The organism is Rhizobium sp. 10N414 (assembly GCF_056394785.1).
Map to the genome: position 1 here is coordinate 19,015 of NZ_JBFTIN010000014.1, position 18,524 is coordinate 37,538.

The 18,524-nt window shown below is 60.6% G+C and carries 18 protein-coding genes; 13 read left to right on the forward strand and 5 right to left on the reverse strand.

Features of this window, described 5'->3' with window-relative positions; genetic code table 11:
• Positions 1 to 2: 2 nt before the first annotated feature.
• The gene (locus AC1DE4_RS14900) at positions 3 to 770 is read right to left on the reverse strand and encodes a 3-hydroxyacyl-CoA dehydrogenase (RefSeq protein WP_477881871.1); all 768 of its coding nucleotides are present in this window, start codon (positions 768 to 770) and stop codon (positions 3 to 5) included.
• A gap of 153 nt (positions 771 to 923) precedes the next feature.
• Between AC1DE4_RS14900 and AC1DE4_RS14905 the strand changes: the two genes are divergently transcribed.
• Both AC1DE4_RS14905 and xdhC read left to right on the forward strand, forming a co-directional pair.
• Positions 924 to 1,982 carry an AraC family transcriptional regulator gene (locus tag AC1DE4_RS14905; RefSeq protein WP_477881873.1) on the forward strand — a complete coding sequence of 353 codons (1,059 nt, stop codon included), beginning with the start codon at positions 924 to 926 and terminating at the stop codon, positions 1,980 to 1,982.
• A 225-nt stretch (positions 1,983 to 2,207) separates the two neighbouring features.
• Positions 2,208 to 3,062 (forward strand): xanthine dehydrogenase accessory protein XdhC, encoded by an 855-nt coding sequence (gene xdhC, locus AC1DE4_RS14910; protein ID WP_169683314.1) that lies wholly within the window; start codon positions 2,208 to 2,210, stop codon positions 3,060 to 3,062.
• A gap of 391 nt (positions 3,063 to 3,453) precedes the next feature.
• Here xdhC and AC1DE4_RS14915 read toward each other — a convergent pair whose 3' ends face one another.
• Complete coding sequence (locus AC1DE4_RS14915; RefSeq protein WP_477881876.1) at positions 3,454 to 4,419, reverse strand: S1C family serine protease; 966 nt, start codon at positions 4,417 to 4,419, stop codon at positions 3,454 to 3,456.
• A gap of 279 nt (positions 4,420 to 4,698) precedes the next feature.
• On the opposite strand from AC1DE4_RS14915, the gene AC1DE4_RS14920 reads away from it, so the two are divergent.
• Positions 4,699 to 5,475, forward strand: coding sequence for a DUF1194 domain-containing protein (locus tag AC1DE4_RS14920; protein ID WP_025660211.1), 777 nt, complete (start codon positions 4,699 to 4,701; stop codon positions 5,473 to 5,475).
• 22 nt (positions 5,476 to 5,497) lie between these two features.
• Here AC1DE4_RS14920 and AC1DE4_RS14925 read toward each other — a convergent pair whose 3' ends face one another.
• A complete protein-coding gene (locus AC1DE4_RS14925) occupies positions 5,498 to 6,913 on the reverse strand; it encodes an aminotransferase-like domain-containing protein (RefSeq protein ID WP_025660212.1) in 1,416 nt (471 codons plus the stop codon).
• 87 nt (positions 6,914 to 7,000) lie between these two features.
• Here AC1DE4_RS14925 and AC1DE4_RS14930 point away from each other — a divergent pair, with 87 nt between their 5' ends.
• Positions 7,001 to 7,864 (forward strand): DMT family transporter, encoded by an 864-nt coding sequence (locus tag AC1DE4_RS14930; protein WP_025660213.1) that lies wholly within the window; start codon positions 7,001 to 7,003, stop codon positions 7,862 to 7,864.
• A 28-nt stretch (positions 7,865 to 7,892) separates the two neighbouring features.
• On the opposite strand, the gene AC1DE4_RS14935 is transcribed toward AC1DE4_RS14930, so the two are convergent.
• Both AC1DE4_RS14935 and AC1DE4_RS14940 read right to left on the reverse strand, forming a co-directional pair.
• Positions 7,893 to 9,236: a GAF domain-containing protein gene (locus AC1DE4_RS14935; protein WP_025660214.1), complete on the reverse strand. Its 1,344-nt coding sequence runs from the start codon at positions 9,234 to 9,236 to the stop codon at positions 7,893 to 7,895.
• Complete coding sequence (locus AC1DE4_RS14940) at positions 9,233 to 9,718, reverse strand: pyridoxamine 5'-phosphate oxidase family protein (RefSeq protein ID WP_477881880.1); 486 nt, start codon at positions 9,716 to 9,718, stop codon at positions 9,233 to 9,235. Before AC1DE4_RS14940 ends, AC1DE4_RS14935 begins: the two co-directional genes overlap by 4 nt.
• A 263-nt stretch (positions 9,719 to 9,981) precedes the next feature.
• Between AC1DE4_RS14940 and AC1DE4_RS14945 the strand changes: the two genes are divergently transcribed.
• From AC1DE4_RS14945 to AC1DE4_RS14985, 9 genes are all read left to right on the forward strand, one after another.
• Positions 9,982 to 10,443 (forward strand): cupin domain-containing protein, encoded by a 462-nt coding sequence (locus AC1DE4_RS14945; protein ID WP_340652145.1) that lies wholly within the window; start codon positions 9,982 to 9,984, stop codon positions 10,441 to 10,443.
• A 70-nt stretch (positions 10,444 to 10,513) separates the two neighbouring features.
• Positions 10,514 to 11,359 (forward strand): arylamine N-acetyltransferase family protein, encoded by an 846-nt coding sequence (locus AC1DE4_RS14950; RefSeq protein ID WP_025660217.1) that lies wholly within the window; start codon positions 10,514 to 10,516, stop codon positions 11,357 to 11,359.
• Between the two features lie 43 nt (positions 11,360 to 11,402).
• The gene (locus AC1DE4_RS14955; RefSeq protein ID WP_025660218.1) at positions 11,403 to 12,023 is read left to right on the forward strand and encodes a YceI family protein; all 621 of its coding nucleotides are present in this window, start codon (positions 11,403 to 11,405) and stop codon (positions 12,021 to 12,023) included.
• A 247-nt stretch (positions 12,024 to 12,270) separates the two neighbouring features.
• Complete coding sequence (locus AC1DE4_RS14960; protein WP_477881882.1) at positions 12,271 to 13,248, forward strand: AAA family ATPase; 978 nt, start codon at positions 12,271 to 12,273, stop codon at positions 13,246 to 13,248.
• The gene (locus AC1DE4_RS14965) at positions 13,245 to 14,201 is read left to right on the forward strand and encodes a DUF58 domain-containing protein (protein WP_037216430.1); all 957 of its coding nucleotides are present in this window, start codon (positions 13,245 to 13,247) and stop codon (positions 14,199 to 14,201) included. The genes AC1DE4_RS14960 and AC1DE4_RS14965 overlap by 4 nt, the downstream gene beginning before the upstream one ends.
• The gene (locus tag AC1DE4_RS14970) at positions 14,201 to 14,713 is read left to right on the forward strand and encodes a DUF4381 domain-containing protein (protein WP_025660221.1); all 513 of its coding nucleotides are present in this window, start codon (positions 14,201 to 14,203) and stop codon (positions 14,711 to 14,713) included. Before AC1DE4_RS14965 ends, AC1DE4_RS14970 begins: the two co-directional genes overlap by 1 nt.
• The gene (locus tag AC1DE4_RS14975) at positions 14,700 to 15,689 is read left to right on the forward strand and encodes a vWA domain-containing protein (protein WP_477881885.1); all 990 of its coding nucleotides are present in this window, start codon (positions 14,700 to 14,702) and stop codon (positions 15,687 to 15,689) included. The genes AC1DE4_RS14970 and AC1DE4_RS14975 overlap by 14 nt, the downstream gene beginning before the upstream one ends.
• Positions 15,686 to 17,239 (forward strand): vWA domain-containing protein, encoded by a 1,554-nt coding sequence (locus AC1DE4_RS14980; protein WP_477881887.1) that lies wholly within the window; start codon positions 15,686 to 15,688, stop codon positions 17,237 to 17,239. The genes AC1DE4_RS14975 and AC1DE4_RS14980 overlap by 4 nt, the downstream gene beginning before the upstream one ends.
• Complete coding sequence (locus tag AC1DE4_RS14985) at positions 17,236 to 18,513, forward strand: BatD family protein (RefSeq protein WP_477881889.1); 1,278 nt, start codon at positions 17,236 to 17,238, stop codon at positions 18,511 to 18,513. The genes AC1DE4_RS14980 and AC1DE4_RS14985 overlap by 4 nt, the downstream gene beginning before the upstream one ends.
• Positions 18,514 to 18,524 lie beyond the last annotated feature (11 nt).

Consider the following 18,524-nt stretch of genomic DNA (forward strand, 5'->3'; position numbering starts at 1 on the left):
CGCTAGCGCGCACTCATGCGCAGTGCGCCGTCGAGGCGAATGACCTCGCCGTTCAGCATGCTGTTTTCACATATATGGCGCACCAGCGCCGCAAATTCCGCAGGCCTTCCGAGGCGCGGCGGGAAGGGCACGCTCTTGCCGAGCGCTTCCTGCACCTCATGTGGCATGCCGGCCATCATCGGCGTCTCGAAGATGCCCGGGGCGATCGACACGACCCGAATTCCATGGCGGGCAAGCTCGCGTGCAATCGGAAGCGTCATCGAGGCAATGCCACCCTTGGACGCTGCGTATGCGGCCTGTCCAACCTGTCCATCGAAGGCCGCGATCGATGCGGTGTTGACGATAACGCCGCGCTCCCCCTCAGCGTCCGGGTCCTGCTGCTGCATGGCAGATGCCGCCAATCGGATCATATTGAACGTGCCAACGAGGTTGATGGTGATCGTGCGCACGAAGCTGTCGAGGTCATGGGGGCCGTTGCGACCGATGATCTTCTCGCCCGGCGCCACGCCGGCGCAGTTCACCAGCCCGCTCAGGCCGCCAAAGGCCTCCATCGCGGCGGCTACGACAGATGCACCATCCCCGGCGCTTGTCACATCGGCCCTGATGTATCTTGCGTTCACCCCGAGTTCCGCGGCGATCGCTTCGCCGGCAGTCTCGTTGAGGTCGGCGATGATGACGCGCGCGCCGTTCTCAGCCAGCATGCGCGCCGTGGCAGCGCCCAGGCCAGAACCTCCACCGGTAACGATAAAGCTTCCTTCACGGATCAGCATCGGTTTGCTCCCATCACCTTGCGATCGTCTGCCCGGACTGTGACACCTCCCCGGCCCAGCCCAAGCTGACGGATTCTATTCCGTCGCCATATTGCAAGCGATGACAAAAATGCTGCATTGTTTCGGACAGTTTTGCCATAGGTGGAGGAGCTGGTGGCTGACATTGAGAGACGCATGATCGCGCGCGGCTTCGTCGAGGAGGCGCTTGACAGCTTGCGCCGAACAGGGCGGCCGACAGCGCCAATTCTTGTGTCGCTGGGGCTGCCCGAGGTTATCGATGAGCCCGTATCCGCCGAGAGCTATGGCGCTCTCTGGCTTGCGATTGCCAAGGAGCTCGATGACGAGTTTTTCGGGATGGGCGGGCGTCCGATGCGCAGCGGCAGCTTTACGCTGCTTTGCCATTGTGTCCTGCACGCGCCGACGCTCGGCCATGCGCTGCGACGGGCACTGCGTTTCCTCGACGTGGTGCTGGACGATCCGCGTGGCAAGCTTGTTGTCAGAGACGGGCTTGCCCAGATCGAACTAACGGATGCCTGTGAAGCACGGTCGGCCTTCGCCTATCGCACCTACTGGATCCTTATCCATGGGATAACCTGCTGGCTGGTCGGCAGACGCATTCCGATTCGGCTTGTCGATTTCCGTTGCGCCGAGCCGACGCAGGGGGCTGACTATCGGCTCTTCTTCGGAGCGCCCGTCAGATTTGGACAACCAACCAGTCGCCTCGGTTTCGACAGCGCAATGCTGGATTTGCCGGTCACCCGCACGGAACAGGCGCTGAAGCAGTTTCTGCGGGGCGCACCGGCCAATATCCTCGTGCGCTATCGCTACGATGCGGGGCTCGCCTCCAGCGTCAGGCGGCGCTTGGACAAGGTGCCTCCGGCCGCATGGAAGACATTTTCGGACCTCGCTGTTGAAATGCGGATACCGCCCTCAACCTTGCGTCACCGCTTGCGTGACGAAGGCCAGAGTTACGCCGGCATCAAGGATGACATACGCCGTGATCTTGCCGTCGATCTGCTGCTCAACACGTCGAAGACAACAGGTGATATCGCCGCCCAGCTTGGCTATTCGGAGCCCAGCGCCTTCTTCCGAGCCTTCCGCAAATGGATGTCGAAAAGCCCCGACGCGTTCCGGCGCGAGGGCAGTGGCGCGGCCGGGCAGGACGGGCGCAGCTCGCGGATGATGCGTCACGTCTCGCGGATCGAGCCCTGAACTTTTCAAAGTCCGTCACTCGGCGCATGAAAATACCCGGCTGACGATGGTATTTAAACGGCGCACCATTGCCGTGCCGAGTACGGCGTCGTCAGGGAGGGCAGCCAGGGATATGGCGGCAGCGAGCATTGCGGACTATCATGTTCCTCCGTGCATCGGTGCTTCGGATGCCGGAACGTGTGCCATCGAGCGCATGCGTGTTCTTGAAAGGAAAGGTTGATCGGTATGCCTGCCGCTCGCGAGGATTTGCGGGACTTTTTGCGCGGAGAACCGGATTGCATACTCGTCGAAGTGACGGGAGCAGTCGGCTCGACGCCGCGCGATACCGATGCCTGGATGCTGGTGTCCAAGAGCCGTTCCTTTTCAACGATCGGCGGCGGCCAACTGGAATATATGGCGATCGACCAGGCACGACGGGCACTCCGCCAGTCCCAGTCGGTAGCGACGATGAGCATTCCTCTCGGGCCTGAGATCGGTCAATGCTGCGGTGGTCGCGTTGGCCTTTCCTTCACCGCAGTCACAAGCGAACTGGCCGATGAGTTGATTGCTCGGGCCGATGACGAGATTGCCCAACGGCCCCATGTCTATGTCTTTGGAGCCGGTCACGTCGGCGACGCATTGGCCCTTGCGCTGTCACTGGCGCCATTGCGCACAATACTGGTCGATACCCGTGAAGACGAGCTTGCCGCCTCGCGTGCTTCGGGGATCGAAACGTGCCTGACCGCAATGCCCGAGGCGATCGTGCGCAATGCACCGGCAGGAAGCGCGTTTGTCATCCTCACCCACGATCACGCGCTCGACTTTTTGATTGCCACGGAAGCACTGCGTCGGGACGATGCCGCCTATGTCGGGATGATCGGCTCGAAGACGAAGCGTGCGACCTTCAGGAATTGGTTATCACGCGAAGTGGGCAGGCCAGAGCTTCTTGATCGCCTCGTCTGCCCGATCGGCGGCACCGCCATAAAAGATAAGCGCCCCGCTGTCATCGCAACGCTGGCGGCTGCCGAGATTATGGTGGCGGTGCTATCTTTCGGCGCGGGGGCCATTAGCGGAAAGCACAAGCTTAAGGCTGACGAATGACCCTTCGACGCCACCGCTCCCTCGAGGCAGCCGTCGGGTTCCTGACCGACCGTGATTTGTTACTATGATCGGTGCTATCCGATGCCAAAGGGAACTCTTGACAGAGGCGTATGAATTTCGCGCCTTCGATGCAATGTTGTTCTGCCTCGCGCGGCAAGCAGCCTGTCCATTTCATGCCGGGAGCTGCCGAAACTGGTCAGCAGCCGCCGCGCTTCTCCCTTGTCGAGGCAATACTGTCTCTGCAACATGGCCGGTGAATACGATATCTCGCATAACTCTTCTCTCATGACGTCTCCTTTCAACTAGGAAACAATCGCGGGCGCTAGGTCGTTCCTTCACTGCTTGAGACCGCGTGTAAGATTGGGCGAGGTCGAGGGCTACGGCCTGGCGGTCAGGCCGACTTCGGCCGATGGGTCGGACGGACCGTGTGGCGTTCGATCCGCCCCGCGACTGAAAAGATCAGCACCTCGACGTCCATGTCGATCCTATCGCCATCCATGAGCCTGACCACGTCGTCGATACCCGAGGTCGGGTGGCCATCAATCGCAAGCAGATAGTCACCTTCCCGAAGCCCGGCTCGCGCTGCGGGACTGTCAATTTCGACCCGGCGCAGTCGCACTGCCGTTGTCTGGGCAAGCCCGGCTTCCAGGGCCACGCGGCGTTGCAGTTCCACGGTATCCGCCGCGATGCCGATGTAGGCGCGCCTCACATGGCCGAACCTCAAGAGTTCCGACACAACATGCTTGGCGGTGTTGGAAGCGACAGAGAAGGCGATGCTTTGCGCACCTTGGATCACGGCCGTGTTGACGCCAATGACCTCCCCTGCCGAGGACACCAGCGGGCCTCCGGAATTTCCAGGATTGAGCGCCGCATCGGTCTGGATGATATCATCCATCAAGCGTCCGCTGGCGGCGCGCATCGATCGGCCGAGCGCGGATACGATGCCAGCCGTCACGGTCCACTCGAAACCGAGCGGATTGCCAATTGCGATTGCGATGTGGCCGCGCTTCAAGCTCTTCGAGTCCCCAAGCTTGGCCCAGGCGCCCGGCCAGTCGTTCGCTCGAATGAGAGCGAGGTCGCTGTCCGGATCCCGGCCCAGCACCTTGCCCTCGATCACAGCGCCATCTGGCGTTTTGATGCGAACGGTTTTGGCATCGTCGACGACATGGTTGTTCGTCACGACAAGACCATCGGGAGAGATCGCGAAGCCGGAACCGTGTCCCGCGCGGCCGCCCACCCTTTCAATGCGACTGACCGCGGGGCCGACGAGGTCGACCGCGTTCGATACAGAATGAGAATAGGCATCCAACAGGCTAGCGTCCTGAGACGGTTGGATGTCACGATCCAGGAATCCCATGAATACTCCTCCGACGCGCAAGCGTCGTTTTGAGGAACGGCAGCGGCTGCAAAGGCGAGGGGCTGTCGGTTCGACAGGTTGAAATAGTGTCTATTCAGATGAGATTGTGCGCAACTTAAATCAAGGGGTGAGTCCGAGCTGCTGTAGCGGGCACGTTCAGAGACGCCGGCATCGCGCAGACCCATCACTGAAATTTGACCCAGGGGATGCAAGGCACCGTCGCCTGCATATCAAGCTGTGCTACATTTTTGACTGCTTGGATAAGGGGATTGGAGTGCCATGTTTGCGACGCTCGCGATGCTGATCAGCCTCTCCGGTGCAACCCCCGTTGTGGCGGAACCCGGGGGAGGCGAGGTTGACGTGAAACTCGTCCTCGCAGTCGATACCTCTCGATCCATGGATCAGGAAGAGGCTCGCATCCAGCGCGAAGGCTATGTCGAGGCTCTCAAGCACAGAGAATTCATCGATGCGGTGACCGGGGGGCTCACAGGACGCATTGCGATCAGTTACTTCGAATGGGCGGGCTACGTGGTGCCGGATTCCGTCATCGACTGGCATGTGATCGCGACGGAACAGGACGCGATCGATTTTGCCAACAAGCTCGAGCAGCGTCCGATCGCCACGCAGCGCCGCACGTCGATCTCCACCGCGATTGCGCAAGGGGCTGCGATGATCGTCTCCAGCCCCTACACCGGTATGCGACAGGTGATCGACGTCTCGGGAGACGGTACGAACAATTCCGGCAGTCCGGTTGCGCCAACTCGCGACAAGGCAGTGGAGACGGGCATGGTCATCAATGGACTTGCGCTCATGCTGCGCCCGTCCGGGGCTCCAGGCGGTCTCGACAGGTATTATGCGGATTGCGTGATCGGCGGCCCGGGTTCTTTCGTCTTGCCAGTCTACAAGATCGAGGATTTCGCCGTCGCGGTGCGGCGGAAACTTGTGCTTGAGGTCAGTGGTCTTCCTCCGCCGCCGGCGACACAGCGGATCGCCGGCCAACCCGCGACCGACTGCATGATCGGCGAGCGGCAATGGCAGGACATGTTCGAGCGATGATCGCAAACCGGCTGCCGCCCTCTCAGCCCCTCAATGTGTCGCGCAGCACATCGAAGACGCGGGCATCCAACGTCTGGGACACATTGAAGCGCATAAAGTTCTGGGCTGATTGCGAAAGGCTGAACGCGTTTCCTGGGGCGAGGACAATTTTCCGTTCCAGGGCAGCGCGTGCAACATCGGCCGCATTGGCGTCTCCGGGCAACCGGCACCAAAGAAACATGCCTGCCGAGGGTTCCAGCCAGGGAACGATGCCGAGGTTCTTCAGCTTCGCCGAGACGTTAAACATCGCCTCCGAGAGCCGGCTGCGCAGAGCCTCGACATGCTTGCGGTAGCTGCCATCACTGAGGACCTTATAAACAAGTTCGGACGAAAGCCGCCCGCCGCCGAATGTGGTGGCGATCTTGAGGTCGATCAGTGCATCGACCCATTCCGGCTTTGCGGCGATGAAACCGCAGCGGGCCGAGGCCGACAGGGTTTTGGAGAAGCTTCCGATATGGATGACCCTGTCCAAGCCATCAAACGCCGCAAGACGGGGCGCCGGCGTGTGCTCGAAATCGGCGAAAATATCGTCCTCGACGATGGTGAGTTCGAATTGATCCGCGATCTTCAAGACCTTGTGGGCCGCAACAGGAGAAAGCGTAGCGCCTGTCGGGTTGTGGATTGCCGAGTTGGTGATGTAGAGGCGTGGTCGATGTTCAGCAACAACCTGGCCGAACAGTTCGATGTTCGGACCTGAGGGCGTATAGGGAACGCTGACGATCCTGGCACGATGGGCCCGCAGAAGCGCCTGGAAATTGAAATAGCAGGGATCATCTACCAGCACGACGTCATCAGGTTCGAGAAGGAAACGGCAGAGGAGATCGATCGCCTGTGTGCCCGATTCCGTCAGCATGATCTGATCCGGGGAGGCCTCCACGCCTCGCTCCGCCATGCGTCGCGCGATGTGCTGGCGTAACGCCGGTAATCCGAGGGGCGAGCCGTAGTCGGCGAACGCCGTGTTGTCGGCACGCGACAGTGTTCGCAAGGCCCGTCGAATGCCGTTTTCCGGAAGCCAGGACGGTGGGAGCCAGCCGCAGCCTGGCTTCAGATCCCCGTCATCGGCTTCAAGCGACTGCCGGGATACCCAGAACGGATCGACGGCTCGGTCCAGCTTGGGGCCGATGTCGGAGAGGGAAAATGGAGCGGCCTGGTTTGCGACGTAGAAACCCGAACCCGGTCGAGACAGGATCACGCCTTCGGCAACCAGGCGCTCATAGGCGTCGACGACGGTCGACGTGGACACGCCGGATGTTTTGGCCATTGCCCGAACGGATGGCAATTTCGCGCCTGGCGTCAGGTTACGGCCGGCGATCCGTTGCCGGATCGTGGCCATGACCGTCGCCACCCGGCTGGTGTTGAGTTCCGTATTTACATCCATCTGTACTGCTACCTCAGGCATAACAGTTTTGTTGAACTGTACCAGATTGTCGCTGGTGCTGCCATGGCTTTGGGCCGATAAGAACGGCATGTGAGAAAGGCAGTGTACATGGACCGCACCGCATCTGCGTGGCTTAACGGCCTTATCGGCGTAGTGATTTTCAGCGGCTCGCTGCCCGCCACGCGTGTGGCGGTCATGCAGTTTGATCCGGTGTTTCTGACAGTGGCGCGAGCGGGAATTGCAGGAGCACTGGCGCTTTTGCTTTTGCTGCTGTTCAAGGAGAAGCGTCCGGCAAGAGACGATCTGGTATCGCTGGTGGTGGTTGCCGCAGGCGTGGTGGTCGGCTTTCCATTGTTGACTGCGCTTGCCCTGCAGCATGTTACCTCGGCACATTCGGTGGTCTTTATCGGGCTCCTGCCACTTGCCACCGCCATCTTTGGCGTTATCCGCGGCGGCGAACGTCCGAAGTTGGCATTCTGGCTCTTTGCAGTGATGGGAAGTGCGCTGGTCTGCAGTTTCGCCGTGGCGCAGGGACTGAGTGCTGCGCCCCTCGGAGACGCCTTGATGATGGCGGCGATCGTCGTCTGCGGGCTTGGTTACGCCGAAGGGGCGAAGCTTTCGCGGAAACTCGGGGGATGGCAGGTCATTTCCTGGGCGCTCGTTCTCTCGCTGCCGCTGATGATCCTTGCATCGATCTGGTTCATGCCGACAAGCTTCTCGGGCATCAATGCTCCTGCACTGGCCGGCCTCGTCTATGTCTCTTTGTTCAGCATGCTGATCGGCTTTGTTTTCTGGTATCGGGGCCTAGCACAAGGCGGAATCGCGAGCGTCGGTCAACTGCAATTGCTTCAGCCCTTCCTCGGCCTGACGCTTGCCGCAACGCTGCTGCATGAAACGGTGACGTGGACGATGTTTGCGGTAACCGCAGCGGTGATTGCCTGTGTGGCGGCTGCCCGCAAATTTGCCCGATAGCGCGGCGCCTCGTCGTCGGCAGCGCTTTTCAAGCGCCGTCGAACCTGAGTGCTCCTTCCGCCTCCAGACGAACGCGGCCCCTTCCGACCCTGACAATCCGGATTGGGGCCCGCTTCTCTTCGAGCCGCCGGCGCAGCAGCAACAGCCGGGTCTCGAGATTGTCCTTGATCTCCGGCATCCGGCCGCCAACGGCCAGCCGCATCTCCCTGTTGGTGAACTCGTTGCGGCCGTCGCTCAGGTGCCATTCGAGCATCAGACGAAGCAGCGTACCGGCAATGCCCTTCACGATATAGGTACCGTCGACGAACACGCTGTCGTCCACGCGATGATGGACAACACGGATATCCCGGCCGCTGGCCGCAGGTTCGGACGCGAGCGCGGGTGCACCCTGCGTCGGCTCGGCCGACGCCGCCTCCCGTTCGCTCGCCCTCAAGGCACTGGCGGCCTGTCCCGCCAGAATTTCAAGGGCTGCCTCATCTTCCTCGCGGAAGGCCAGCCGTTCCGCGCTTTCGACGAAAAGTACTCCGGTCACGGTGCCTCGAGCTGACATGGGAACGGCGATCTGGCTCATTACCATGGGCAATTGCGGAAAGGCGACGATACGCGTGGCGTTTTCCGATGCCTCTGCCTCCATGCCGATCGCTTCCCCGAGCCGGCGCACGCGGCTCATGTCGCTGACTTTGATCGTTTGCCCGCTCGTTGCCGCCGCGCCGATCAGCCCCTCGCTCCCGGCGATTTCCGATCCCAGTCCCGAGCGGTCGTAGCCGAGGCTGCCGGTCGTGATCAGGCAGCCGCGATGGCTATCATGGATGAGCACGACCGCATTTCGATATCCAAGAACGCGCTGAATACCGGCGAGCAGGCTATCGATGATCTCGTCCGCTTCTCCCTGCCGCTCGATGGCCCGGATTGCGTCCGAGAGAGCGGGAAGGCTGACGCGATCACGGCCTGTCGGGCTACGCGCGGTTTCCACCGGGGAGGGGACCTTCTCGATCCGGCGCACCCGGAAGATATCCGCGCTCCGCAGCCGCATTACCTCCGACATGCCGACCTGCGCGCTGCTCGCCTTGAGCTGGAGCGCTATCTTGTCGAACAGTTGGCCGGCATCGACGGAGCGCACGAATCCGATGTCGAGTAGGAATTGGTCGCCCGTGAAGCCATCGACGAGGATCAGCGCGACATGAGGGTTGGCGCGCACGTTCGCCGCCGTCTTGGCAAAGAACTGATTGGAGAGGGCAACGTGGTCTTCGTCGACCCGCACCACATGAGAAAGATAGGAGATGTTCGGCGTTCCGTCGGCCGCGGCAGTGGCGATGATGGAGGGAATGACGCCTTCGAAGCAGGCTGACAGATCGCTGAGACGCAAGTTCATTTGGGCCTCGCGAAAGCCAGCATGCCGGCAAGCGGGCCGGGCGTCTGGATGTATATTTCACTCACGGAAAGCCGAACGACCTTGGCCTCGCGAGCAGTAAGCCACGGCGTAATGATGCGCCCGGGCACTCCAAGGGCTTCAAGCTCGCCCGTGGCTGCCGCGATGAAGCGGTCGGCACAATCGATATCATGTGCCTCCGTGTCCCGCATCGAGGCGGCCCCCTTGAGCTGAAAGCTTACATAGTCAGACGGACTGACGAAGGTGGCGGCAATCCGGCCCGTCTGCCGGACGGAGGTTTCGAGCCGAGGCCATTGCCAGGAAGAGAAGATGACGTCGATCGTCTCCCGGTCCTCGAAAATGTGGAAGCCGACTCCGCGTCCAGCGGATGGGTGCCCCGTTTCGTCGGCGGCGGCGATGATGCACATAAGGGGTCGCTTGAAGAAATCGAGAAGCTTGTCGTCGACCTGCACCGCCGCCCCCACTGCGTGTCCTAATCCTCTTTAGCATCCTTTTAGGATATTCGGCACGGCTTGCACATTCTTTTAGGAACGCGCGTTTTTCCGGCGCGCTATAGAAACCTCGCACGGATTGGACCGTCTGGATAACCATCTGCCCCGTCATTTGTGGATCTATGCCCCCGAATGCAAACGCCGAGATCATGCCGGCATATCGGACCGGCACGGCATCCGAACCCGTCCGTGCACGAAATCGTCGCAACCGAAACGGCTGAAGCCTGGAGTGAATGATGGAGAAGTTTACGCATGCGGCGGTATCGCCGCCGAACCATGGAACGCCGGCAATGGCGTTCGGCAAGCATGTCATACGCATGATGGCGGCCAACACCGGCGGTTCGTTCGGTATGTTTGAGGCCATCGTGCCGCCCGGAGAAGGACCGCCGCTTCATATGCACGAGCGCGAGGATGAGTTCTTCCGTGTCCTGTCTGGCCGCTTCGGTTTCTGGTGTGCCGGTGACTATGTCGAACTGACGGAAGGCGGCTGCATCGCGCTGCCACGCGGCGTTCCGCATCGCTTCCGGAATGTCGGCGAAAGCGAAGGCCATATCATGGTCGTTGTGACGCCCGGCGGGTTCGAGAATTTCTTTCCGATCATCGAGCTTTGCAAGCCCGAAACGCCCGAGCAAATCGCCTCTGTCGCGATGGATTTCGGCCTGACCTTCCTGCCCGTCGAAGGCCGCAAGGTCGCCTGATCCGGCGACAAGCCACCCTGAAATACAGCATCGAGAATTCAATAACGGTCCATCGAAAGGAGACCGAAGGATGACACGCGCGCCTTCAAACGAAAACGAAATGACGCTGACAGCCAATCAGCTGGATGCCTATCTTGCCAAAACCGGGGTCTCCCGGCCTATTTCTCTCGACCTTCAGAGCCTGTCGAGACTGCATCGCGCCCACCTCATGACATTCACATGGGAAGCGCTGGATGCCTTCATGGAGTGGCCGTCCTCGATCACACCAAGATCGGCTTTCGCCAAGATGGTGGAAGGAAGGCGCGGCGGTTGGTGCTACGAGATGAATGGCCTCTTCGGTGCGGCTCTCGATGCACTCGGCTTTCGAGTGACCCGCCTTTGCGGCGGCGTCGACCGTGAAAAGCTGGGCGACATCGCGATCGGCAATCACCTGACGCTACGGGTCGATCTTCATCGACCTTATCTCGCCGAAGTGGGCGTGGCCGACGCCATCATCGAACCCGTCCCGCTTGCCGTCGGACCCATCAGCCAGCGCGGTTTCGATTTTTCGATCATGCCGACGGATGACGGCTGGTTGCGCTTCAACAATCATGTGCATGGCATCGCGCGCAGTTTCGATTTCCGCGCCGACCACAGCGATGAGGCCGCCATGGCCGCCACGCATGCCTGGTTGACGCGGGACCCGGGATCGCCGTTCACAAATGCGCTTGCCGTTCTGCGTCATACCACGGACGGCTATGTCGCCCTGCAGAACGATCGTTTGCGCAGCGTCACGCCAAACAGCGTTCGCGAGCTGCGCATCACAAGCGCGGACCATCTCGCGGACACGTTTGAAACCTTTTTCGACCTCGACGTTCCCCAATTCGGACGGGTCTGGGAAAAGATCCAGGCGATTGGTCACAACAAGGCGGCCTGAACAGACCGCCCATTTCAGAACTATGGACTTCAAGGAAATATCCATGCTTCGCATAACGGCATTCTGTATCTGTCTCGCCCTGAACACGGCATTCTCCGTTGCCGCGGACTCCGGTGAGCCGGCTCCCGCGGGAGCATACAAGACCGACCCCTCGCATTCGAGCGTCAATTGGTCGTTCAGCCATTTTGGCCTGTCCCACTACACCGCGCGCTTCACAAAGGTCGACGCGCGGCTTGAATGGAATCCGGAGAAGCCGGAGACATCCGCGCTTTCGGTCAAGATCGACCCGCTTTCAGTTCGCACCGATTATCCCTGGCCGGAACGGGTCGACTTCGACGCGAAGATCGGCGGTGACGAAATGTTCCTCGCTGGCAAGCCGATCACTTTCGTCTCAAGGGCGATCCGCGTGACGGGCGACAAGTCTGGGACCGTCGAAGGGCTTTTGACCTTTCGCGGCCAAACGCACCCGGCAACCCTCGACGTCATCTTCAATGGTTCGATGGCGAAGCACCCGATGATGGGAATCCCGAAGGCCGGGTTCTCGGCGACCGGCAGCATTCGGCGCAGCGAATGGGGACTGGACTTCTCCATTCCGGAGCTGAGCGACGAAGTAACATTGGTCATCGAGACTCAAATGGTTCCCGCCGATTACGAGTTCCAGTGATCGGCCCATTGCCGGCGGAACGGGTTCGGCCGAATTCGGATCATTTAACCCGCCGCTCTGCAAAGCATGGATATTGTCATGCCCGAACCAACGGCAAATTCCACTTGCAGAAGGGCGGGATGTTACGCGCAGTTTCGGTGGATTTACCGTTGCGTACTTCAGTCGCGACGAATTGAAGGCAAACTCGATACGGGCGGTGATGGGCTGAGGTCAGCTCCCTTGCCGCCGGATATCGGAGGAAGTCTGAATGACGGCGCGTGACGATATTTTCGAGCTCGGCAAACGGGTCAGCCAATCCATCATTGGTCAAAACACAATGGTCGAGCGGCTGATCATCGGTCTCCTTGCAAACGGGCACCTGCTTGTCGAAGGTCTTCCGGGACTTGCCAAGACGCGAGCGATCAAGAGCCTGGCGAAGAACCTCGATTCAGAGCTGTCACGTGTGCAGTTCACGCCGGATCTGCTTCCCGCCGACATTACTGGTTCGGAGGTGTATTTTTCCGAAGGTGGAAAGGGCGAGTTCAAATTTCAGCAGGGACCGATCTTCGCAAACCTTATCCTCGCCGACGAGATAAACCGCGCGCCAGCCAAGGTCCAATCCGCGCTTTTGGAAGCGATGGAGGAGCGGCAGGTAACCGTCGGCGGCACAAGCTATCCGCTGCCCGACCTTTTCATGGTGATGGCGACGCAGAACCCTATCGAGCAGGAAGGCACCTATCCCTTGCCGGAAGCGCAGCTTGACCGCTTCCTCATGCATGTCGAAGTCGGCTACCCCGACGAGACGTCCGAGGCCGCAATCCTGCGCCTCAATCGCGACGAGGAGAATACAGGGCAGAACAAAGACAAGCACGCCGATGCCCCGAGACTCAATCCCCAGGCGATATTCGACGCGCGGAAGGAAATCGGTGCCACTGCGGTATCAGAGCCGGTGGAGAAATATATCGTCGCTCTGGTGATAGCCACGAGGTACCCGGATCGCTACGACAAGGATCTCGCCAAGCTATTGCATGTCGGGGCGAGCCCGCGCGGCGTCATCAGCCTAGACAAGGTTTCACGATCGCATGCCTGGCTCAAGGGGCGCGACTATGTGACGCCTGACGACGTCAAGGCGGTCGTGAACGACGTCCTGCGCCATCGCCTTATTCTGTCCTATGAGGCGCATGCCACTAATACGAGCGCGGATGAGGTGATCAATCGCATCACTGAATTGGTGGCAGTCTCATGAAGGCCCCGACACCGAGCATCGGGAACGGCATACATGTCACGACCCAGGAACTTGTTGCCCTGGAGGGACGCGCGCGCGACCTGGCTTTCCTACAGCGTGCGCGTAGCCATCAGCAGCTTGCGGGGCGCATGCAGTCCTCGGTGCGTGGGCGGGGTTTGATTTTCGAAGAGCTGCGAGAGTACCTCCCGGGTGACGACGTCCGCGCGATCGATTGGCGCGTCACCGCCCGAACGAGGAAGCCCGTCGTCAGGGTCTACGGCGAGGAAAAGGAGCGTCCTGCAATTGTTGTCGTGGACCAGCGCATCAACATGTTCTTTGGCAGTCGCTTCGCGATGAAATCGGTAGCAGCCGCGCAAGCGGCGATGCTCGCGGCCTGGCGCATACTGGGGTCCGGTGACCGCGTCGGCGGCTTTGTTTTCAATGATGAAGACATCAGCGAGATCAAGCCGCACCGCAGCCGGAATGCCGTGATTGCGCTGGCGGACAGGATCGCCGAAAAGAACGGGATGTTGAAGTCCACCTATGCAGGGGTGCCATCACCCGAGGCATTGGACAACGTTCTCCGGCAGGTCGCGGGCGTCGCACATCACGATTTTCTCTTGGTTGTGGTCAGCGACTACGATGGCCATGGGGACACAACGCGGCAGCTCCTTCTCGAGCTTTCCAGCCGCAACGATGTCATCTGCCTGCTGATCTACGATCCGTTCATGCTCGAATTGCCGACAACCGGAGATATCGTGGTGAGCGGCGGTGCGCTGCAGGCGGAGCTCTCGTTCAGGCAAGCCGGCGTGCGCCAGTCCATCGACACCTTCGCGCGAGATCGCGGTCGCGAATTGCGGGAATGGCAGCGGCAACTCGGTCTTCCGATGCTTCCGATTTCCACCGCAGAAGAGGTCGCTCCCCAGCTGAGAAACCTGCTTGAGCAATCCGCCTGGCGTCAGCGGAGGCGATGATGGACACCGAACCCAAACTCGACCCCATCACCGAAATGGCGCTTCGTTCGCTGAAGGACATTGTGGTCCCGGCGCCGGTTTCCTGGATGCCTCAAACCTGGGGCTGGCTGATTGTCGCGCTGCTTCTGCTTTTTGCAATCTTGCTGTGGTGCGCGCTGGCCTATCGTCGGTGGCGAAAAAACGCCTACCGCCGAGAAGCCCTGAAGCACCTTGAAGCAATAGAGGTCGCGGTTCGTGACGCGGGCAAGCGCGCGCGGGCGCTCCGCGACCTTGGTGAGGTGCTCAAGCGTACGGCTCTTGCGGCTTGGCCGCGGGAGGATGTTGCCGCGACCTCCGGATCTGCGTGGGCAGCGTTTCTTGTCGCGCATGGCAATACAAAGAACCGCGAGGCATTTCAGCGGTTCTTCGACGATCTCGAGTATCAGGCAGGTGCACAGGTTTCCACAGAGGCTGCAGACGAACTTGTTCGTGACGCTCGGCGCTGGATCGAGGGGCACCATGTCCCAGCTTGATTTCCCCTGGCTGCTCCTGATCTTGCCGGCTCCCCTGATCGTGTGGTGGTTGTTGCCCCCGCATCGTGAAACGTCCGCTTCGATCCGCCTCCCATTTTTCAACGAGGTCGCACGCGCCGCCGGCGTGGAGCCCACCGAGGGCTCTGTCGTGCCGAAGAGGTCCTGGATGCAGGTCGCGGTCGATCTGATCGCCTGGTGCCTCATCGTTCTCGCTCTGGCACGGCCGCAATATGTCGAACCACCGGTCGTGAAGACCGAACCGCAGCGAGACATCCTGCTCGCGCTCGATCTCTCGCAATCGATGGATACGCGCGATTTCGCCGCGCCCGACGGTACGTCAAAGGCGCGCGTTGAGGCAGTTCGAACCGTCGTTTCCGATTTCGTATCCAGACGACCCGGGGATCGCCTCGGGCTGATCGCCTTTGGAGACGCGCCGTATCCCCTTGCTCCCTTCACCACGGACCACGCCCTTGTCAAAAACCTCGTGGAAAGCCTTTTGCCCGGCATTGCCGGTCCGCGCACGGCAATGGGGGATTCGCTCGGGCTCGCCATCCGAATGTTTGAGAAGACAACGGTGCCGCAAAAGGTCCTGATACTACTGACCGACGGGAACGATACAGCCAGCAAGATGCCGCCTCTGAAAGCTGCCGGCATCGCCAAAAGCAAGCAGATTGTCATCCACACGGTCGGTATTGGCGACCCTGCGGCGACGGGGGAGGACAAACTCGACACCGCGTCGCTCGAGAAGATCGCCACTGATACTGGAGGCCGCTACTTCTTTGGGGGTGATCAAAGCCAGCTTCAGGAGATTTACGACGAGCTTGATCGGATCACGCCTGAGGACCAAAAGCAGCTGTCCTGGCGTCCCAGAACCGAGCTGTTCTTCTGGCCGCTGGGCGGAGCGATCGCCACGATGCTCGCCTGGTATGGTCTAACCGGATTGTATAGCCTTGTTCGAAGGAGATTGCCGGCATGATCTCCGATTTTCATTTCCTGCGCCCCCTGTGGCTGCTCGCTCTTCTGGCGCCGCCGGCAATCGTCTGGATGGCATCCCGTTCAGGAGATATTCGCAATCGCTGGAAGGGCATGATCGCGCCGCACCTGCTCGACAGCCTCGTGATCGAGCCCGACGGGCGACGTCGGTATATGCCAGCCTGGATGTTGGCCGCCGTGATTTCGATAGCGGTGCTCGGCGCTGCCGGACCGACCTGGAAACGCGAAGCCCCTCCCTTCGTCGCCGACACGGCTTCCCTGGTCATTGCCATTGATCTTTCGCCGACGATGGACGCCATCGACGTCTCCCCCAGCAGGCTTGAACGGGTCAAGTTGAAGATCCACGACATTCTGGCTGGCCGGAATGGCGGACGAACTGCTGTCGTCGCCTACGCGGGTACGGCGCACCTGGTGGTCCCTCTGACCGATGACACCGATCTCATCGAGACCTATACCGATGCGCTCGCCACGGACATTATGCCAAAGCCCGGTAGGAATACCCCTGCGGCCCTGAAACTCGCGGATGGGCTGCTTCAGCGGGATGGAGCTCCCGGAACGATCCTCCTTATAACCGATGGCGTCGAGGCGGGAGCGACAGTCGCGTCCGACGGGCTGCATAGTGCAATTGTCGTTCTCGGTGTCGGCACCCCGGAGGGTGGCGTCGTCAAGCGCTCCGACGGTAGCTTCGTCAATGACGCGGGTGGCGCTCGGATCAATGCCAGGCTGGATGTGGAAGCTCTGAAGAAGTTCGCGAATGACGCTGGAGCGGATGTCGCGACGATGACGGACGATGACACCGACATCAGGTGGGTCGGGCAGCGCGTAAGGACGAATTTCGCTCAACAAACGACATCCCAGGGAGATCGCTGGCACGACGTCGGATGGTGGTTCATCGCACCGGCGGCGGCGCTATCAGCGCTTTCGTTTCGGCGAGGCTGGCTGGTCAAGTTCGCAGCGATCGGGCTCTGCTTTCATCTGCTCCAGCCCTCGTCCGCGGGAGCAGCCGGGTTCGTGGACCTTTGGTTGACGCCCGATCAGCAGGGCCGTCTCGCCTTTGAGCGAGGAGACTATGCATCGGCCTCGGCGCACTTCCGCGATCCCATGTGGAAGGGGACGGCGCTCTATCGTGACGGTCACTATCAGGATGCCATCGATGCGTTTGCGTCGATCGACAGCGCGGACAGCTGGTACAATCAGGGAAACGCGTTCTTTCATCTGGGCGAACTGGAGGAGGCGGTTTCGGCCTACCAAAAGGCCTTGGAAAAACGGAAGGACTGGTCCGACGCGCAAGGAAACCTGGCAATCGTGCAGCGATTGCTGAAGATACAGAAAGACAAGGAGCAGGAGCAGCAGCAGGATCCGAACGAGAAGCCCGACAGCGTTCAATTCGATAAGAAGGCCGACAAGGGCAAGGCAGGCGAGGTCCAGGTCGTCGAACAGACGTCCGAGATGTGGATGAAGAACATTCAGGTGAGCCCCGCCGATCTCATGGCGCGAAAATTTGCCATCGAGGCGGGTGAGACCAAGCCATGATGAAGTTTCTGCCGGGTGTCTTCCTTTTGCTTTTACCGGCCCTGGCCTGGGGAGCGGAACCCTTCGCGCGCGCCACGGTCGAAGACAACGGCAACATAGTGGCCGGGCAGCAGGTGCGAGTTGATGTCGATGTGTTCGCGCCTGATTTCTTTACCTCGCCTCCGCAGTTTCCTCTTTTTGATGTTCCAGACGCTCTTGTCACTCTTCCAGAAGAGCGGACGCAGAACATCAGTGAAACCATCGACGGCGTTCAATATTCCGGAATCCGGAAATCGTATGCCGTCGTGCCGCAGGCGCCCGGAAAGTTTGTTCTGCCTGAAATCGACATCGGGTTGGGCTATTCGGTCGATGGAAAGCCGACAAGGGCAACGGTGAGAACGCCTTCGGTTTCGTTCAACGCCGGAGAGGCATCCGGGGCCGCTGGACAAAGGATTGTCTTCGCAGCCAGCGATCTCACGATCGAACAGGCTTTCGACCCGATCGCCCCGTCGCTCAAGGTCGGCGATGCTCTCGTCAGAACAATCACGGTGACGGTGGAAAACACGCAAGCCATGATGATACCCCCGGTTGGGGTCGGGACCGTTTCGGGGCTGCATCAATACGAGAAGCTACCGAAGATCGAAGACGGCATCCCCGTCGGGCGCGAGACGGCAAGCCGCCGAACCGAAACCTATGTGTATACCGCGGACAGGGAAGGGTCGTTTACAATCCCTGCGGTTTCCTATGATTGGTTCGATGTCGCGCGCCATGAGCAGACATCCGCTTCGCTGCCGTCGGTAACGGTTGCCGTCTCTCCCGCCGTCGCCATTACCCCGATCAAGCCTGTACTTGATGACGTACGACGCCAGGCGCCCCACGTCATCAGACAGAAAGTCGCCCTTGCTATCTTGGGGCTGTTGGCGGCGATGGGAGTGTTGTGGGCTGTCTTACGCTTTTGGCCGGTGATCAACAGTCTGCTGCAGAACGCGCGCCTGAAACACCAGGCATCGCACCGCTACCGCTTGAAGCGGCTCCGCCAACTCATCCGCTCGGGGAGCGAACAAGAGATCTATAATGGTCTCCTAACCTGGAGCCGAAGTCTGGGGAATGGCACGCTGGAGGAATGGGTTCGTTTCGGCCCCGCCGACCTACAGCGCCAGGTCGACATTCTTTCTCAAAAGCTGTTCCGATCCGGGCGTGCTGAAGTCGACAGGGAGCGACTGGCCGCAGTCGTTGACTACCGCCGACCAGTGCGCCTGGACGCGTCCCCCGTGCTTCCGCCGCTCAATCCTTGATCGGAAGCCAT

Coding starts and splice junctions, on each gene's coding strand:
- AC1DE4_RS14900 (WP_477881871.1), bottom strand. CDS start 770: ATGCTGATCCGTGAAGGAAGCTTTATCGTTACCGGTGGAGGTTCTGGC.
- xdhC (WP_169683314.1), top strand. CDS start 2,208: ATGCCTGCCGCTCGCGAGGATTTGCGGGACTTTTTGCGCGGAGAACCG.
- AC1DE4_RS14915 (WP_477881876.1), bottom strand. CDS start 4,419: ATGGGATTCCTGGATCGTGACATCCAACCGTCTCAGGACGCTAGCCTG.
- AC1DE4_RS14920 (WP_025660211.1), top strand. CDS start 4,699: ATGTTTGCGACGCTCGCGATGCTGATCAGCCTCTCCGGTGCAACCCCC.
- AC1DE4_RS14925 (WP_025660212.1), bottom strand. CDS start 6,913: ATGCCTGAGGTAGCAGTACAGATGGATGTAAATACGGAACTCAACACC.
- AC1DE4_RS14930 (WP_025660213.1), top strand. CDS start 7,001: ATGGACCGCACCGCATCTGCGTGGCTTAACGGCCTTATCGGCGTAGTG.
- AC1DE4_RS14935 (WP_025660214.1), bottom strand. CDS start 9,236: ATGAACTTGCGTCTCAGCGATCTGTCAGCCTGCTTCGAAGGCGTCATT.
- AC1DE4_RS14945 (WP_340652145.1), top strand. CDS start 9,982: ATGGAGAAGTTTACGCATGCGGCGGTATCGCCGCCGAACCATGGAACG.
- AC1DE4_RS14950 (WP_025660217.1), top strand. CDS start 10,514: ATGACACGCGCGCCTTCAAACGAAAACGAAATGACGCTGACAGCCAAT.
- AC1DE4_RS14955 (WP_025660218.1), top strand. CDS start 11,403: ATGCTTCGCATAACGGCATTCTGTATCTGTCTCGCCCTGAACACGGCA.
- AC1DE4_RS14960 (WP_477881882.1), top strand. CDS start 12,271: ATGACGGCGCGTGACGATATTTTCGAGCTCGGCAAACGGGTCAGCCAA.
- AC1DE4_RS14965 (WP_037216430.1), top strand. CDS start 13,245: ATGAAGGCCCCGACACCGAGCATCGGGAACGGCATACATGTCACGACC.
- AC1DE4_RS14970 (WP_025660221.1), top strand. CDS start 14,201: ATGGACACCGAACCCAAACTCGACCCCATCACCGAAATGGCGCTTCGT.
- AC1DE4_RS14975 (WP_477881885.1), top strand. CDS start 14,700: ATGTCCCAGCTTGATTTCCCCTGGCTGCTCCTGATCTTGCCGGCTCCC.
- AC1DE4_RS14980 (WP_477881887.1), top strand. CDS start 15,686: ATGATCTCCGATTTTCATTTCCTGCGCCCCCTGTGGCTGCTCGCTCTT.
- AC1DE4_RS14985 (WP_477881889.1), top strand. CDS start 17,236: ATGATGAAGTTTCTGCCGGGTGTCTTCCTTTTGCTTTTACCGGCCCTG.